Source organism: Bacteroides sp. MSK.18.37 (assembly GCF_019129155.2).
Classification (GTDB): Bacteria; Bacteroidota; Bacteroidia; order Bacteroidales; family Bacteroidaceae; genus Bacteroides; species Bacteroides ovatus.
Genome location: NZ_JAHOIB020000003.1, coordinates 1 through 16,558, shown reverse-complemented (window position 1 = coordinate 16,558; position 16,558 = coordinate 1). Strand labels below are relative to the sequence as shown.

At 46.8% G+C, this 16,558-nt stretch carries 15 protein-coding genes; 5 read left to right on the top strand and 10 right to left on the bottom strand.

The genetic code is table 11. The features are described 5' to 3' along the window. On the bottom strand, positions 1-783 hold the full coding sequence (locus KSX81_RS28760; RefSeq protein WP_005680384.1) for a ParA family protein: 783 nt from the start codon (positions 781-783) through the stop codon (positions 1-3). Between the two features lie 573 nt (positions 784-1,356). Here KSX81_RS28760 and mobA point away from each other — a divergent pair. Genes mobA through mobC form a run of 3 tightly spaced genes read left to right on the top strand, consistent with a single transcriptional unit; the run spans position 1,357 to position 5,063 of the window. Further along, positions 1,357-1,779: a conjugal transfer protein MobA gene (gene mobA, locus KSX81_RS28755; RefSeq protein WP_004308750.1), complete on the top strand. Its 423-nt coding sequence runs from the start codon at positions 1,357-1,359 to the stop codon at positions 1,777-1,779. Further along, the gene (gene mobB / locus KSX81_RS28750; RefSeq protein WP_004308749.1) at positions 1,764-3,035 is read left to right on the top strand and encodes a conjugal transfer protein MobB; all 1,272 of its coding nucleotides are present in this window, start codon (positions 1,764-1,766) and stop codon (positions 3,033-3,035) included. Before mobA ends, mobB begins: the two co-directional genes overlap by 16 nt. 18 nt (positions 3,036-3,053) lie before the next feature. Next, complete coding sequence (gene mobC, locus KSX81_RS28745) at positions 3,054-5,063, top strand: conjugal transfer protein MobC (protein WP_004308748.1); 2,010 nt, start codon at positions 3,054-3,056, stop codon at positions 5,061-5,063. Between the two features lie 61 nt (positions 5,064-5,124). Here the strand turns inward: mobC and KSX81_RS28740 are convergent, their stop codons facing one another. Continuing rightward, entirely contained in the window at positions 5,125-6,162 is a 1,038-nt protein-coding gene (locus KSX81_RS28740) for a YhcG family protein (protein ID WP_004308747.1), read from the bottom strand. Positions 6,163-6,379: 217 nt separating this feature from the next. On the opposite strand from KSX81_RS28740, the gene KSX81_RS28735 reads away from it, so the two are divergent. Next, complete coding sequence (locus KSX81_RS28735; protein WP_005680386.1) at positions 6,380-7,684, top strand: DUF4099 domain-containing protein; 1,305 nt, start codon at positions 6,380-6,382, stop codon at positions 7,682-7,684. Between the two features lie 26 nt (positions 7,685-7,710). Next, positions 7,711-9,798: a type IA DNA topoisomerase gene (locus KSX81_RS28730; protein ID WP_004308745.1), complete on the top strand. Its 2,088-nt coding sequence runs from the start codon at positions 7,711-7,713 to the stop codon at positions 9,796-9,798. A 96-nt stretch (positions 9,799-9,894) separates the two neighbouring features. Here the strand turns inward: KSX81_RS28730 and KSX81_RS28725 are convergent, their stop codons facing one another. From KSX81_RS28725 to KSX81_RS28690, 8 genes are all read right to left on the bottom strand, one after another. Next, positions 9,895-10,413, bottom strand: coding sequence for a dihydrofolate reductase family protein (locus KSX81_RS28725; RefSeq protein WP_004308744.1), 519 nt, complete (start codon positions 10,411-10,413; stop codon positions 9,895-9,897). A 396-nt stretch (positions 10,414-10,809) separates the two neighbouring features. After that, positions 10,810-12,882: a bifunctional DNA primase/helicase gene (locus KSX81_RS28720; protein ID WP_005680387.1), complete on the bottom strand. Its 2,073-nt coding sequence runs from the start codon at positions 12,880-12,882 to the stop codon at positions 10,810-10,812. Beyond that, positions 12,845-13,204 (bottom strand): helix-turn-helix domain-containing protein, encoded by a 360-nt coding sequence (locus KSX81_RS28715; RefSeq protein WP_004294815.1) that lies wholly within the window; start codon positions 13,202-13,204, stop codon positions 12,845-12,847. The genes KSX81_RS28720 and KSX81_RS28715 overlap by 38 nt, the downstream gene beginning before the upstream one ends. A 208-nt stretch (positions 13,205-13,412) precedes the next feature. Next, a complete protein-coding gene (locus tag KSX81_RS28710) occupies positions 13,413-14,255 on the bottom strand; it encodes an RteC domain-containing protein (RefSeq protein WP_004308742.1) in 843 nt (280 codons plus the stop codon). A gap of 19 nt (positions 14,256-14,274) precedes the next feature. After that, positions 14,275-14,679: a SecDF P1 head subdomain-containing protein gene (locus KSX81_RS28705; RefSeq protein WP_004308741.1), complete on the bottom strand. Its 405-nt coding sequence runs from the start codon at positions 14,677-14,679 to the stop codon at positions 14,275-14,277. Between the two features lie 16 nt (positions 14,680-14,695). Further along, complete coding sequence (locus KSX81_RS28700; protein WP_004294812.1) at positions 14,696-15,109, bottom strand: hypothetical protein; 414 nt, start codon at positions 15,107-15,109, stop codon at positions 14,696-14,698. Positions 15,110-15,137: 28 nt separating this feature from the next. Beyond that, positions 15,138-15,563, bottom strand: a complete 426-nt coding sequence (locus KSX81_RS28695) for a GNAT family N-acetyltransferase (protein WP_004294811.1) — start codon at positions 15,561-15,563, stop codon at positions 15,138-15,140. A 99-nt stretch (positions 15,564-15,662) separates the two neighbouring features. Beyond that, positions 15,663-16,235, bottom strand: a complete 573-nt coding sequence (locus tag KSX81_RS28690) for a Crp/Fnr family transcriptional regulator (RefSeq protein ID WP_004294810.1) — start codon at positions 16,233-16,235, stop codon at positions 15,663-15,665. Positions 16,236-16,558: the final 323 nt, after the last annotated feature.

Genomic DNA, 16,558 nt, shown 5'->3' with positions numbered 1-16,558 from the left:
TCATTGTAATTTGATGTAGTACGTTATTTCGGTTATCAGTTCTTCCAAGTTGCTTCCCCTTACCAGCGGGCGGCTGGCGGGAAAGAGCGTGGAGCGGAACACCGCCTTTTTATCTGCCACCAGTTCCTTTTTGTAGCGTTTGGTATCGGGGATAAAGGTTTTCATCAGCGGCAGTTCCAGTTCCTTAATGGTTTTGTCATAGGCGGTGTAAAGGTCTGTTTTCTCCCTACCGTCCACCATGTTCCAAAAGAGGTACAGCCCGGCAAGTCGGCAGGCTTCATTCCTCACCAATAGCTTTTGGATAGCCATTGCAAACGACAGGCTGCTTTCCAGCACCACCTTGTCGGCTGAAATGGGGGTGAAAATGTAGTCCATGCCTGCAAGGGAGTTTATCACGCCCTCGCTGTTCACCGTGCCGGGCAGGTCGAAAAACACAATATCCGGCACGTGTCCGGCGGCTATATGTCCGTCAGCCGTTGCAATCGCCTTTTCGGGCGAACTGCATAGCACCGGGTAGGCTTTCTTCCCCAGCCGGGTAAACTGTTCATACGCCATTCGCTTGTAATCTTCATCCGCCCCGACCTGCTCGGCATCCCGCTTTCGCATCCCGGCAATGGAGTGTTGCGGGTAGTCGCAATCGACCACCGCCACATCGTAGCCTTTGAGGTAGTAGAGGTAACTCGCCGCCAGCACGGTAAAGGTGGTTTTGCCGACCCCGCCCTTTTGTGTGGAAAAGGCGACATAAAGGGGTGTTTTCTCGTTTTCCATATTGCTTCCGTTCATTATTGGTTGATAGATTTATTTATTGCTTTCAATCAATCCAGCCATATAGCTTTCTTTGTTTCCATATTGCAATCTTGAAAGATTGTTTTATTTCAATCTTGTTTTCTTGCTTTCATTTTTTCTTGGAATATTGAAATCCTGCAATCACATTTTCTTGAAATCATGCTTTCAATCATTCTTTCCTGATTGGAATATTTCTTTCAATCTTGCTTTCAATCTTGAAATCCGATACAAAAAAAAGGAGAAAAAACGTCCCCTGAAAACCTTGTCCCGATTTGTCCTTTGTTGTCCCGATTTGTCCACCAACCACCTATTTTACAGCATTATAAATCACCGTTACTTTGCAGCGGAGTAACGAACCGCTGGGGGCAGGGATGTAAAACCGGGCAGGTTAATGGCTGGGCTTTCCGTTTCACGCTAACCCCAATCCGTCCGTGACGGATTTTGAATTTCGTCAGAAATTAGCAAGGTGTGTTTTGTATGCTACAAAACCGTTTTCCGTGCCTGAAAACGCCTTGCCCCTTGCGGGGATAAAAATCACTCCGAAGTCGTAATTTTTTAATTCAAAGAAGTATGGAAACAAGGAAACCCAACAAGGGCGGTCGCCCCGCCCTCGCAGACCCAGCGAAGCACCGCCATGTCCTTTACCTGAATGACCGGGAGAACGCCCGCTTCCTCTCGCAGTGGGAGCAGTCGGGCGTTACGAGCAAGTCCCGTTTCATCGCCGCACGGCTGTTCGGTGAGCCGTTCCGGGTGGTGAAAGTGGACAAGTCGGCAGTAGAATATTGCGCCCGCTTGACCGAATTTTATGCACAATTCCGGGCGGTTGCGGTCAATTACAACCAAATTGTAAAGGCGTTGCACAGCAACTTTTCGGAGAAAAAGGCACTGGCTTTTCTCTATAAACTGGAGAAAGCGACTACCGAACTGGCTATGTTGAACCGTCAGGTTATCGACCTGACAAACGAGTGCAAGGAACTATGGTTGCCAAAATAAGCATAGGCGGCAATATGTTCGGCGCACTGGCATACAACCAAAACAAAGTGGACAGCGAGGAAGCAAAGGTGCTTTTCTCCAACAGGATGCTGTTAAGCGAGGACGGGCATTTCAGCATCGGCGAGTGTATGCGCAGCTTTGAAATGCAGATGCCCGTCCAGCTATCCACCAAGAAGCCGATACTGCATATTTCCATAAACCCGCACCCGGAAGACGTGCTTTCGGACAGCCAACTTTCTGACATCGCACGGGAGTATATGCGGAAATTGGGCTATGGCGACCAGCCTTATTTGGTCTATAAACACGAGGACATCGACCGCCACCATATCCACATCGTTGGCTTGCGGGTGGACGAAAACGGCAGACCGCTGAATGACAAGTTCGAGCATCGGCGCAGCAAGCAAATCACCCGTGAACTGGAACGGAAATACAACCTGCATCCGGCGGAGCGAAAGGAACGTGCCGAACGCCCGGAACTTAAAAAGGTGGACTACACCGCCGGGGACGTGAAGTACCAAATCGGCAACGCCGTGAAAGCGGCTTGCTACGGCTACCGCTTCCAGTCGTTCGGTGAGTACAAGGCTTTGCTTGCCACCTATAATATATGTGCCGAGGAAGTCAAGGGCGAGGTAAACGGCAAACCCTATCAGGGCATTGTCTATTCCGCTATCAATGACAAGGGCGAAAAGGTGGGCAACCCGGTAAAGGCTTCCCGTATAGGCAAGTCGGTGGGCTATGAAGCGGTACAGCGCAGAATGGAGAAATCGGGCGAAGCAATCAAGAACGGGAAACTGAAAGAGCGTACCCGGAAAATTGTAGCCGATGCCGTGAGGAATACCCGCAGCCGAAAGGAACTGGAACAGCAGCTAAAGAAACAGGGCATTGACGTGGTATTCCGTCAGAACGACAGCGGGCGCATCTATGGCGTTACGTTCATCGACCACGACAGCCGGGTGGTGCTGAACGGTTCACGATTGGGCAAGGAGTATTCGGCGAACGTGTTCAATGAACGCTTTTCGGGTGAAACCGGATATATACACCAACCCGAAGTGGAAATACCGCAACGGGAACAATCCACGCATCAGGAACAGCTGGACTTCACACCGAAATCCGACATCGTTTCGGGTGTGGCTTCCGTGCTGGGTGCTCTCGGCGGTCTGTTGGGCGGTGGTTCATCCGGTGGTGACGAGCCGCAGGACACCGCCAACCAAAAGAGAAAGAAGAAGAAAAAGAAGCGCACAAGGCGCATCGAATAACCAAAAAACATTACAATCATGCAACAAGAAGATGATTTAAGAGGGCTTGCAAGGGTCATGGACTTTATGCGGGCTGTCAGTATTCTATTCGTGGGAATAAACGTGTACTGGTTCTGTTACTCCACCCTGAAAGAGTGGGGAGTAACTTTTGAGGTGATAGACAAGATACTGTGGAAATTCCAGCGTACCACCGGGCTGTTCTCCTCTATCTTGTGGACGAAACTTTTCTCCGTGATGTTCCTCGCCCTGTCGTGTATCGGCACTAAGGGCGTGAAAGAGGAAAATATAACATGGACGAAGATACATTGCAGCCTTGTGGTGGGTATCATGCTGTTCTTCCTGAACTGGTGGCTGCTGGAACTTCCCCTGCCACACACGGCAGGTACGGTGTTTTACATCACCACGCTGTCGGCGGGTTACGTCTGTATGCTCATGGCGGGTACGTGGATGTCCCGCCTGTTGAAGAACAACCTTATGGATGATGTCTTTAATATGGAGAACGAAAGTTTCCAACAGGAAACCCGCTTGATTGAAAACGAATACTCCGTAAATTTGCCTACTCGATTTTATTATAACAAGAAGTGGAATAAAGGTTGGATAAATGTTGTAAACCCGTTCCGTGCCAGTCTTGTATTGGGAACGCCGGGCAGTGGCAAGTCGTATGCGGTGGTAAATAATTACATAAAACAGCAAATCGAGAAAGGTTTTGCACTCTATTGTTATGATTACAAATTCCCTGACCTTTCGGAAATCGCTTACAATCATCTGCTTAGCCACTTGGACGGTTACAAGGTGAAACCGAAATTTTACGTTATCAATTTTGACGACCCACGCAAGAGCCACCGATGTAACCCGATAAACGCCAGCTTCATGTCGGACATTGCGGATGCCTACGAAGCCAGCTACACGATTATGCTCAACTTAAACCGCTCTTGGATAAGCAAGCAGGGTGACTTTTTCGTGGAAAGTCCGATTATCCTTTTGGCGGCTATAATTTGGTATCTCCGTATCTATCAGGGCGGTAAGTATTGCACATTCCCCCATGCCATAGAATTATTGAACAAGAAATACGCCGATGTGTTCACGATTTTGCGCAGCTATCCCGAACTGGAAAACTACCTTTCCCCATTCGTAGATGCTTGGGAATCAGATGCACAAGAGCAGTTGCAGGGGCAGATAGCGAGTGCGAAAATTCCGCTTTCAAGGATGATAAGCCCAGCACTGTATTGGGTAATGACGGGCGATGATTTTTCACTGGACATTAATAACCCCAAAGAGCCTAAAATACTGGTTGTCGGCAACAACCCCGACCGTCAGAACATCTATTCGGCGGCACTGGGGCTGTATAATTCCCGTATCGTGAAGCTGATAAACAAGAAAGGGCAGCTTAAAAGTTCGGTGATAATAGATGAACTACCGACCATATATTTTCGTGGGCTTGACAATCTGATTGCAACCGCCCGAAGCAACAAGGTAGCGGTTCTGCTGGGCTTTCAGGATTACAGCCAGCTAACCCGTGACTACGGGGACAAGGAAAGCCGGGTGATACAAAATACTGTGGGTAACGTGTTTAGCGGTCAGGTAGTCGGCGAAACGGCAAAAATCCTATCGGAGCGTTTCGGAAAGGTGTTGCAGAAACGGCAGAGCATGACGATAAACCAGCGGGAGAAATCCACCTCAATAAGCACCCAAATGGACAGCCTGATACCCGCCAGCAAAATATCCAACCTCACGCAAGGCATGTTCGTGGGTGCTGTGGCGGACAACTTCGATGAACGGATAGAACAGAAGATTTTCCACTGTGAAATCGTGGTGGACAATGAAAAGGTGAAGCGGGAAACCGCCCGTTACGTGAAGTTGCCGCAGATAATCGACTTCACGGACAAGGACGGCAACGACCGGATGCAGGAGGAAATACAAGCCAACTACGACCGCATCCGGCAGGAAGTCCGGCAGATTGTCGAGGACGAGATAACCCGGATTAAGAACGACCCGGAGCTATGCCATTTGATTAGGGAGGAAGAATAGCTATATATAAAATGTATAAGAACACAAAAGCCGTAGCACAAATCTACGGCTTTTGTTATTATTATCGTTCTATCAGCAATTCTATCTTTTGGGCTATTTCTTCCGATGTCGGTAATAGTTTTTTGTAGGCTTCAGGTAATTCAGAAGAAAGGCTGTAGGTTGCCACCCCGATAGGCATATTGGAACTTTTCAAAGCATACTCCACTATCATGCGGCTTTTGGACTTGCAAATGATAATACCGATAGCCGGATTTTCATGTGGTAGTTTTACCGTATCATTCAAAATATTCAGATAGAATTCCATTTTGCCTTTATACTCCGGCTGGAACTCTCCGATTTTTAGTTCTATGGCTATCATGGCTTGCAAACGTCTGTTGTACAGCAGCAAGTCTATGAAGTATTCTTTTCCGTCCACTTCCAGCCGATATTGGTTGCCTATGAATGAAAAATCAGTACCGAACTCCATAAGGAACGCACGGATATTCTTAATAATAGCCTGTTCCAGTTCATATTCCGAATGTTCCTCTGCAAGCCCTACAAGGTCAAATGTATATTCATCTTTTAATGCAAGTATAGCTTGGTTCTTTATTTTATCAGGCAGGGTATTGTCAAAATTGCTTTGCCCAAGTAAATAGTTCTCGTAAGTTTTGGCTTCTATCTTATTGATAAGAACGTCTTTTGTCCAACCGTATTTTTGGGTAGCCAATATATAAAATTGCCGTTGTCGTGTTTCCTTGCACTTCGTCAGAATGACTATATGTTTCGACCAGCTAATTTCTCCAACTAATGGTTGGAGAATTTCATTGGACTGGTATTCAGCATAAAAACGTGCCATGTCCCACATATTGGAAACTCCAAATCCTTTTATCCCCGGAAACTCTTTCTGTATGTCCCGTGAAAGGTTTTCCACAACGGATTTTCCCCAACCTAATGCTGTCTGTTGCTCGGTAATCCGTTTACCGACTTCCCAGTATAAGGCTATCATTTCCTTGTTTACAGCCTTTAATGCTTCATACTGGGCAGACCTGATACGGGCGGTTATCTCATTTTTGAAATTGAGATATTCGGGGGATAATATAGAATTGTTTTTCTCTGTCATATTCTGTATGTATGATAACTGATTGCAAAGTTATGTTTTTCTTTGGATTAAGTAATGGACTGCTTCTGTTTTATCGCTTCTTTTTTCATCCTACCCGGACAAATCGGGACAGCGCAGGACAAATGCGGACACTCCTTTCTGCCTATCCAAATATAGCATATTTAGTCGCTACCTTTGGGTGGGACTATTCCCGTAACCACTAAAATTCCAATTATTTATGGCAAACAGAATGACCCCGCCCACAGAGGGGCAGGAAAAAGACGTGCTGCTGGTCTTGGATAAACAGCAGGGCAAGGTGAGTGCTGTTAAAAGCTTCGACAAGGACGGCAATTTGCAGACCGTATCGCCGACGCATGGCGGCGAGTTCATGCAGGTGGACAAGAACAGCGATGTGTTCAGCAACTTCATTTCCAATTTTTTCCGCAAGTTTCAGGACACTTCCGGGCTGGAACTGTTCAGCGTAAAGGCTTCCGAAGCGGAACAACAGGCAAGGGCAATCGAGGACAATCACCGCAACCCGACACCGGAGGGCAGCAAACGAACAGAAATGCTTCGAGTTCCGAAGTCCGACTTTCACGAGTTCAAGCAGGGCTACCGCTTCGACCCGGCAAAAATCGACTGGGAGAACCTGAAAAAAGTCGGCATCACCGCCGACACCCTGAAAAACACGAAAGACTTCGACCGGGTGATGCGTGGCTACAAGTCCCGCAACATCTACACCGTTTCGGGGACGGTAGGCGGCTTTTACCTCAAACCTACCGATGTCAAGCTCTCTTTCTATCAGGCAAAGGACGGTACGGTAGTACCCAAGCTGCATGGCGTACAGCAGGATGAAAAGCTGTTGCAACGCCCGTTCCATGAACACGACTTCACCAAGCAGGAACAGGGCAACTTGCAGGGTACTGGCAACTTGGGCGGCATCGCACAAATCAAAGACCCGAAAAGCGGCGAACAAATCCCCGTGTTCGTCAGCCGGGACAGGTACACGCACGAACTGGAATACATGCGGGCAGACAAATGGAAATGCCCCGATACAATCTGTAACGTGAAAGTCAGCCCGGAACAGAAAGCCGCCTTTGAAGCCGGGCAAGCGGTCAAAATGGAAAACCTGCAATTCAGGGACGGCACGAAGCGCAGTGCCTATCTACAGGTCAGCGCAGTGGAGCGTGGCTTGGAGTTCCTGCCCCGTGCCGCCGTCCAGTTCTTACAGCAGGGACAGCAGCAAGTAGCCGGGCTAAAGGACGGGCAGGGCGTTGAGTTCAACGGTCATGTGCAGTCCGGCGCACAGGGCAAATCCCCCGACAAGGTGCAGCCGAAAGACGTTACCCCCGCTGCCGAGAGCCGGACACAGGTAGCGGTCAATACAGAGGGCAAGACCAACGAAGCCACCAAGCAGGGCAAAGAGCCGTTGAAACAGGGGCAGCAGAAGCCTACCGCCAAGCAGAAAGAGAAGCAGGACAAGGCGCAAGACAAGAGCCTGAAAGCGGACAAGCCCAAGAAGTCCAAAGGAATGAAAATGTAGTACCCACCCTTAAAAAGTAAAGAATTATGATTGCATTGATAGCAGAAAAGCCCAGCGTGGCAAAAGACATCGCCCGCATCATCGGAGCGACACAGAAGAATGACGGTTATCTTTCCGGCAATGGGTATATGGTGACATGGGCGTTCGGCCACTTAATCCAGCTTGCCATGCCGGAAGCCTACGGCGTGGCGAACTTCCGCCGGGAGAGCCTGCCCATACTGCCGCCCGATTTCCAGCTAATCCCCCGTCAGGTGAAAGCCGAGAAAGGCTACAAGGCAGCCCCCGGCGTGTTGAAACAGTTGAAAGTGATTAAAGAGGTATTCGACCAGTGCGACAAGATTATTGTAGCAACCGATGCCGGACGTGAGGGCGAATTGATACACCGTTACATCTATAACTATTTAGGCTGTACCAAGCCCTTTGTACGCCTGTGGATAAGCAGCCTTACCGACAGGGCAATCCGTGAGGGGCTGGACAACTTGCAGCCGGGAGAGCGTTACGATAACCTCTACCTTTCTGCCAAGTCCCGCAGCGAAGCCGACTGGCTGATAGGGATAAACGCCACCCAAGCGTTGAGCGTGGCAGCCGGGCAGGGCGTGTTCTCACTGGGTAGGGTGCAGACACCCACGCTCGTGATGATATGCAACCGCTATTTGGAAAACAAGAACTTTGTCCCGACCAAGTTTTGGCAACTCAAAGCCGATACCGCCAGCGGTAGAATCAGTTTCACCGCCCAATCTACCGCCAAGTGGGAGCAGCAACCCGAAGCCATAGCCGCCCTGCAACGGGTAAAGGATGCCGGGCAGCTTGCGGTGAAGTCCGTTGAAAGGAAAGAAACCAGCCAAGAACCGCCCCTTTTGTATGACCTTACCACGCTACAAAAGGAAGCGAACACGAAACTGAACTTTTCGGCGGACAAGACCCTTTCCATAGCGCAAAGCCTGTACGAAAAGAAAGTGATGTCATACCCCCGAACCGGGAGCCGCTATATCCCGGAGGACGTTTTTGATGAAATGCCGGAACGTGTCGCCCTGCTGGAGCAATACCCCCGCTTTGCCGGATATGCCGCCGGATTGAACGGCGTAACGCTGAACCGCCGTAGTGTGAATGACGGCAAAGTGACCGACCACCACGCCTTAATCGTGACTGAAAACCTGCCCGGTGAACTCTCCAAAGACGAACGGGCGGTTTACGAACTGGTAGCCGGGCGTATGCTGGAAGCCTTTTCGGGCAGGAGCGTGAAAGACGTAACCACCGCTGTGCTATCTGCCGGAGATACTGACTTCACGGTGAAAGGGTCGGTGATGAAAGAAGCTGGGTGGCGTGCCGTGTTCGGCGAGCAGGAAACGGGAGAGGATGAAGAAACCGCCAGCCTGCCGCCACTCCAAAAGGGCGAAAACCTGCCTATTTCCAACGTGGAACTGTTGGAGAAACAGACCAAGCCGAAACCGCTGCACACGGAAAGCAGCCTGCTTGCTGCAATGGAAAACGCAGGCAAGGAACTGGAGGATGCCGAACTGAAAGCCAGCTTGAAAGATGCCGGGATAGGTACACCCGCCACCCGTGCGGCGATTATAGAAACATTGTTCGCCCGCCAGTATATCGTGCGTGAGAAGAAGAACCTTGTACCCACCGACAAGGGGCTTGCCGTTTACAGGATTGTCAAGGACAAGAAGATTGCCGATGTCGAAATGACGGGTATGTGGGAAACCGCCCTTTCCAAGATAGAAGCGGGAAACATGGATGCCGACACGTTCCGAAAGGGTATCGAGGTGTACGCAGCGCAAATCACGGCGGAACTGCTTTCGGTACAATTATCTGTTGCGGGCAGTGAAACCTGTCCCTGCCCCAAATGCAATAATGGGCGCATCCTGTTCTACCCGAAAGTGGCGAAGTGTTCCAACGTGGACTGTACGCTTACCATATTCCGCAACAAGTGCGACAAGCAGCTTTCCGACAAACAAATTGTCGAGCTGGTGACGAAACGCAAGACCGGGCTAATCAAGGGCTTCAAGGGCAAGAACGGCAAGGCTTTCGATGCTTCGCTGGTACTGGACGAACAGTTCAATGTCACCTTTTCATTCCCCGAAAAGAAAGCGAAACCGAAGAAATAGCCTATCTTTGCCACTGAAATTTCATTGTAATAGGTTTTACGACTTATAATAATTGAAATTTTAGTGGTTGCGCCCGGTGGGAACCGGGCGCATTTTTTATACGCTCCCGCCAAACAGGTAGGTCGAACAGACCACCCCGTTATCCAGCACCCTGCTTTCCGAGAGCTTCCACAGCGAGCCGAAGGTTTCTCCGATAAAGCCGATGCCTTTGCCTACCATGACCGGGACAGTGTAGATAGTCAGGCTATCCAACAATCCGGCTTTTATCAGCGAAGTAAGCAGTTTGCCGCCGCCCACCACCAGCATATCGGTTTCCTGTTTCAGCTCATAAATCCTTTGCAGCGGTTCTTCGGTCAGGAACTCCACGCCGCAGTCTGGTGTTACGTTGGTGTCGTAGTGTGACACCACAAAAGACCGTTTGCTTTTGTGCGGCCACCCGCCCCAGTGTTCAAAGATGTAGTTATAGGTGTTCGCCCCCATTAGCAAGCTATCAACAACCATATAATGCTTGCCAATGATAGTTTTTACTTCATCGGGTAACCAATCCAGTTCTTGGTCTAAAGTGGCTGTATGCCCGTCAAGAGATACGGCGATGTGCGCTTTAATTTGTTTCATCTTGTTAGGTATTAAACAGTTTAATAATCCGCATTTAACTGTCCACCAATATCCTAAAAAAGAAGCGTGACCTTACACTGCTTCAAAGCGAGGTACTGGCATACCCAAATGAGGAAACAGGCAAGACCACGCTATGATAAAACATAGCATATCCTGCGCTGAATATCCCCTCATTTTGAAAAGTGCCAGTTTTCGCTTTGGGACGTTCGGCGAACGTATATGTTATATATAAAGACGAAATCACAACCGAGGCTGTTCAATCGCCGTTATTTTCTTATGTTACTTTTGCAAAAGTAGTAAAAATCACTGGAATAACCTTGTAAATAGTAGAAATCCTGCCGTGTTATCACAACAGGGCAGGACACAAGCACCTAAAATTACACAAGACCCATACGCCTACGGGCGGCTTGTGTTCCATTGAAGATTATATGAACCGATGACAAAACAGCTTTGGTTCGCCGTGTCTTTGGTGATGATGTCCCTTTCCCGCATGAAGCGGATATAGCTCTTTGCGGTACGTTCCTTGATGTCCAAGACCTGCTGCAACTGCTCGCAAAGGTCTATGTAGGTAATGCGTGTCTGCCGCCCGAAGATGTCCCGTGCGACATTCACCAGTTCTCTTTCCTTGCGCTTCTCCTTTTCCTTACGGGGCTTCTCACCCTTGTACACGTGCATCCCTGTTTCCTTGTCCCATGCAAAGAGCATCAACGGCACGTCCAGCGGGCTTCCGTCCCTTACTTTCAGGGCTTTCACGACTGACTGGGTGGGTTCATCGTCTTTCTCTATCGAAAGGATTGTAGCCGCCTTACGTTGCAGTTCGCTACCCAAATGCCCACGTAACTTTAATCCGTTAGGGACGAAGTGCAGCACACAAAGAATACACGTGTTATAGATGCCCGCCAGCCGATAGAGTTCATCTATCACCGCCACACTTTCCGTTTCATCGTTGGCACTCTTTACAAGGTCAGCGATGCCGTCAATGACGACCAACTGGATGCCGCCGTACTGGTAGTAGAACTTATCCATGCTCTGCACAATGGCGTTCAGGCGTTCTTTGCGTGACATACCCGTCAGGCAGAACGCTTTCAGTTCATCGGGTTTGTCCGGCTGTTTGGCTCGTGTCAGCAGGTTGCTTACATTCTTGAACAGTTGCACTTCCGACTGTTCTGTGTCATAGAGCAAGACCGCCTTGTGCCTGCCGTTGGCGGTTATCTGTATTCCCAGCGTATCTACTTCCGCACCAGCCGGGCAGATGCAGCCCGCCACGATTGCGGCTACATAATTGCTCTTGCCCGTTCCCTCGCCCCCGGTGATGCCGAACAGGTTGCCTTGTGTTCCTAACGGAACATCACCCGCCGAAATAATCTCTTGCGCTTTGGCGGGCGGGTTGTTGAAATCTATCTCGCACGATTTTAGCATAATCAATGTGTCGCTATACAGGTTGTCTAAAAATTCGATAAACAGTTTCAGGAAATCTTCACGGGTGTTCCCGGCTTTGAAGTAGTCGGAAATGTCCTTTTCCTCTTTCGTACCCGGAAGCGGCAGGAGCAGGCGTTTCACTCCAAATTCTTCCAACAGTTTTTCCTGCTTGCATGAACTTTCCCTGCCTGTCTTGTCCATGTCAAAGAGCAGGACGATGTGCTTGAATCGGAATGTCAGCCGATATACCAGCGTGGGCGGTATAGTCACCGTTTCGCTGTTGAAGCAGATAGCGTGAAAACCGTGTGCCGCCAGCGAAAGCACGTCTTTCTCGCCGCCCGTGATAAAGAGCGTGTCGCCTTTTGCTGGCAGTTGCTCCAGCCCGAAGCAGTAGTTTTCGCCGAAGCTGCCGCCATAGAGGAAGCGGGGCGTGGAGAACGGGCGGTACAGCTTGATATGCTGTTTGCCCTTGTAGCCGTACATGGGTTCTGCCACCGATGAAGTGTAGGTGTACGGTTTGCCCTCTGCCGTTTCGCTGTTGTACTCCCGGAGCGAGCAAACCTTGTAACGTTCCAGCAGTTCTGGCGTGATGCCGTACTGTTGCCAGTACACCAGTTCGGCAAGCGGAAACTTCTGTTCCCGGAACTGGTAGGGCTTGACGGGCTTTTCGGGTGTTTCTTCGGTTTTGCCCGATACTGTCCGGTGGACGGTTGCCGGAGGAATGGAAACAGGAGTGCCGGAAGCCAGCCCCAAGCCTAAATCCCGGTCGATGATTTCCAGTATCTCCACGAAGTCAGCCGCCCGGTTGCAGTCCAGCCCCTTTAACTGCCCCACGAGGAAGAAACAGTCGCCGCTGTAACTGTCGTTGCCGAAGTCTTTCATCTTGTAGATGCTGCTCCGGCGGTCGAAGTAGATGTTGCAGGAAGCCTTGCTGTCCTCGTACAGCGGGTTAAGGAAGTTGCGACCTATGCGCCAGTTTCCGGGCAGGTAGTGTTTGAATATCGCCAGCCCGTTACTTGTTCTTTCTAAGATTTCCTCTTTCCTTAGCATACAGTTGGTGGTTGGTTATCAGGTTGTCGATGTTCTCTTTGTTGCTCCTTATCAGGCGTTCTTCCAGCATCCGGCGTATCTCGCTGACCTTGTAGAAATAGCGTCCCCTGATGTTGGAATAGGCGATAGTACCCGACACCCGCAGGCGTTGTAGGGTCTTTTCGCTTATTTTCAGAAACGTGCAGACCTCATAGCTGTCCACCCACATATCTTCTTCACTTTGCTTTGCCATTTCCGCATGATTGAAGATGTAATCGGCAATAGCGGTAATCTTGTTGTCCAGTTCCTTATAGGCTTTGGACTCGAATGTTATTATTTCCATAATGGTAACTAATTGATTTGCCGCAAAATTGCATCTTTCTGTAAGATAAAAAATACAAGGTTCTACCAACTTGGTTGAAATTTTTTTCAGGGTGATTTTAGGGGTGAAAAATAGTTTTTATTCCTATTCATGTGCTCCATTTGTATAAAAAGAAAAACTACCACGTTGGTAGTAACTTGGTAGTTTTTCAATCAGCTAAAGTACTTATTTACAAATCATCATCCATGCGCTTTTGCAGTTGCTCCATTATGAATGTGAAAAAAGCCGTTCGGTCTTTCTTCCGGTTTTTAAGGCTAAGATATGTTCGGTAATAGTCGCCCAGCTCTATGTCAAAGGCAGTTTCGACAAATGCCATAACCTCTTTTATTGTAGCGTTGCCATAATTCAGCGTTTTAGCGGCAAACAATCCATATCCCCATTCTATCGCTTCCGATTTTGTGCCAGTCCATTTCAGTTTGAAGTCCGACAATGATATTTTTATATCGTTTGTCAGTTGCTTTTTCTCTAATAACTGTAATCGCTGATTTAGGTAAATACGCAACATTTCATTGGCTAATATCTTGGCTACCGTATAGTCGTACCCTGTTGAAAAATTCGGGTCTTTATCGAATTGTGCGCTATCAGCGCATAGCCGAATATCTGCCTTCCCTCGTACAAAGTAGTATTTATCATACATGGTAGAGTGTGAACGATAATACTGGTAAAAGTCCAAATTCCGATTGAAGAAATAGGTCAGATTATCCAGTTCTGCGATAAGATGCTTTCTGATAACTTCGTTACTCCCATTAGGACATTGCATTTCTATACGACATATTTTGTGGAAATAGAGAAGCCGCCCCAATAGTTCCGGTTTTTGAACTTTGAAAAAGCGTATTTCATCCTCTTGTGTGGGGAAAGTGTAGGTTTGCAATTCATTTCTTAACCCAGTGATGATACTTTGTAAGTGACGTACTATTGAAAGAGAGGTTTCGATAATATCATTGCCGTAGAGGTCGATTTTAGCAATCTCTACATCTATTTCCGATAGGAGTTTATCAAAATCTTCTTTCATTTTATTGAATAACCTTATTCTATTTCTTCTCTTTTTGTAACTCCTTAAAGATACGTTCCAAATCATATCCATGCGGATTGGAAATTTGGAAATGTCCGCTTTCTAAGGGGATATTAATCAGAGGGGCAGTTATCACTGTGTCATTGAAAACGAAAGCGATACGCTTTCCTATACTCTTTTTTGTGGCTTCTCTCCATATAGGCGATTTATTTTGGAGGAAGACACCGGTAATGACCGAGTGTCCAAAAGCATCAGTTTCCAAACGTAAAGTATCGAAATCCTTAACAGTAAGGAAAGGTGTTAGTGAAAGGCTGTCTGTAGTCTGTGATGTTACGTAGTACCAGCCGTTTATCCGGTGAAAAGATTTTGTCTGCATACAAGCTGTCATTAGTAGGCAGAAAAAGAGAATTGTTGAAATCTTCATATCCGCTATTTTTAGGTTAATACATCTTCTCCAATGTCCACACCATCTTATTGGGATTATAGGCTTCCATTACGAGGTGTGTTCCTGTGTATTCCAGCACCGTCCATGGACCTGCTATGTTGTCGAACGTGATGATTTTTCCATTTACTTGGTAAGTAAAATCTGTGTTCCACATATATCCGTCTTCTTCGTTCGTTCTTGTATAAATGCCTTCTGATTCGTTGGTAAATTGAAGAATGGATTGTTTTGTGTAGTCTATCTCATCTTCGATATTGTACACGGTCATTTGCGCTTGCCAAGTAGTTTGCTTCAAGGCTTCGGGGGTGAAGACAGAAGTAGGAGCATCGTCGTTACTACAATTTGTCAGACATAACATGGCGCAAATAATAAATGTGGAAAGCACCATACATAAAGTAATTTTCTTTTTCATCTTATCTCTTTTAAATGATTGGCAATAATTATATGTTTCTCTCCATAGGGATACTAACAATACCTTTATTAATCTCTTTTTCACCCACTTTTTTGAAGCCTAAAGATGTATAAAAAGTTTCTGCATAGGTTGAAGAATTAACTGTTATATAAGTAAAATTACAATTGCTCATCATATAGTCAAATAACAATGTTCCTATTCCTCGCCGATGATAGTGCGGCAAGACAAAGAAGAGGGATATATGTTGCCTTTCCCGATGTACACCGATTATTCCTATCAATAGATGATTGTCAAAAGCACCATATATGTCAAGCGTATTCATCAACGATGTGTCATACACGAAGCTTTTAAAGGTTTCAATACCTTCTTGGGTGAAATCATTCCTTTCCATGCATACTTGATAAGATAAATCGGCAGCATTGTTATATTCTTCTTGTGTTAATTTACGTATCATATCAATATTATTAAATAGTGAATGCAAAATACGGAAGAATAAATAAAAAAGGTCTTGACAATTGTCAAGACCCTAATATAAAGTATGTTAAAGGATAAGTTATTTCTTCAGTTTGCAACGTATACGACTAACAGTTTCCGGTGTGACTTGCAAGAAAGAGGCTATCTCTTTTAACGTAATATATTCTTGAATGTCGGGACATCTGTTCAATAAATCAAGATAAAGTTCTTCCGTAGTTTTACAGTACATATCCAATAATCTATGATACATTAACGAGTAGGATTGTTCGACAAGAGCGCACTTTATTTGTGCTGTCTCGGCATTTGTAGCAAAAAAATCCTCTAACTTTGAATACGGTAGATAGTAAATCTTTGAATCGCAAACAGCTTCAATTGTTACTAATGACGGTTGATTAGGTTCTATAAGTGTACATAAACTTCCTGCAAATTCTTCGGAGAAAGTATATCCTACTATATGTATATTTCCTCTTTCATCCACACGGGTATATCTCAATAAACCGTTTTCAATATAAGCCCCCCGGCAGTTCATTTTACCTTGAATAGAGAACTGTTCGCCCTTTTTGAGTTCAATATAAGTGCCATGTTCCAAAAAGAACAGCTTTAGCTGTTCTAATTTCGAATGGTTGGCAAATTGCAAATTAAATTGTTTCATGTTAAATCATTCATTTATTGAAATCATTAGTTCACACAAAATTATAGCAAATTCGCTAAATGACAAAATTTTTAGTGCAAGGTGCAAGTATATATTTATATATATAGCTTGCACCTTGCACTAATCGCAGAAGATTTATTATCAATGATTTGCGTATTTCAAAAGAAAGACTTATCTTTGAACCCGAAAGTTAGGCAGACAAACAGCGGTCAAAGTTGGACAAGCCCAACGTCTGAAAATCGTTACTGTTTCGTTACCTATTTGAAATTTTGGAATATAAGACATTGTAGCATAAGTGGTTAGAGTTATAGGTTCAAAAACCT

Bases quoted from the DNA above. Each gene is read 5' to 3' on its own strand.
- KSX81_RS28760 (WP_005680384.1), bottom strand. From the start codon at position 783: ATGAACGGAAGCAATATGGAAAACGAGAAAACACCCCTTTATGTCGCC.
- mobA (WP_004308750.1), top strand. From the start codon at position 1,357: ATGGAAACAAGGAAACCCAACAAGGGCGGTCGCCCCGCCCTCGCAGAC.
- mobB (WP_004308749.1), top strand. From the start codon at position 1,764: ATGGTTGCCAAAATAAGCATAGGCGGCAATATGTTCGGCGCACTGGCA.
- mobC (WP_004308748.1), top strand. From the start codon at position 3,054: ATGCAACAAGAAGATGATTTAAGAGGGCTTGCAAGGGTCATGGACTTT.
- KSX81_RS28740 (WP_004308747.1), bottom strand. From the start codon at position 6,162: ATGACAGAGAAAAACAATTCTATATTATCCCCCGAATATCTCAATTTC.
- KSX81_RS28735 (WP_005680386.1), top strand. From the start codon at position 6,380: ATGGCAAACAGAATGACCCCGCCCACAGAGGGGCAGGAAAAAGACGTG.
- KSX81_RS28730 (WP_004308745.1), top strand. From the start codon at position 7,711: ATGATTGCATTGATAGCAGAAAAGCCCAGCGTGGCAAAAGACATCGCC.
- KSX81_RS28725 (WP_004308744.1), bottom strand. From the start codon at position 10,413: ATGAAACAAATTAAAGCGCACATCGCCGTATCTCTTGACGGGCATACA.
- KSX81_RS28720 (WP_005680387.1), bottom strand. From the start codon at position 12,882: ATGCTAAGGAAAGAGGAAATCTTAGAAAGAACAAGTAACGGGCTGGCG.
- KSX81_RS28715 (WP_004294815.1), bottom strand. From the start codon at position 13,204: ATGGAAATAATAACATTCGAGTCCAAAGCCTATAAGGAACTGGACAAC.
- KSX81_RS28710 (WP_004308742.1), bottom strand. From the start codon at position 14,255: ATGAAAGAAGATTTTGATAAACTCCTATCGGAAATAGATGTAGAGATT.
- KSX81_RS28705 (WP_004308741.1), bottom strand. From the start codon at position 14,679: ATGAAGATTTCAACAATTCTCTTTTTCTGCCTACTAATGACAGCTTGT.
- KSX81_RS28700 (WP_004294812.1), bottom strand. From the start codon at position 15,109: ATGAAAAAGAAAATTACTTTATGTATGGTGCTTTCCACATTTATTATT.
- KSX81_RS28695 (WP_004294811.1), bottom strand. From the start codon at position 15,563: ATGATACGTAAATTAACACAAGAAGAATATAACAATGCTGCCGATTTA.
- KSX81_RS28690 (WP_004294810.1), bottom strand. From the start codon at position 16,235: ATGAAACAATTTAATTTGCAATTTGCCAACCATTCGAAATTAGAACAG.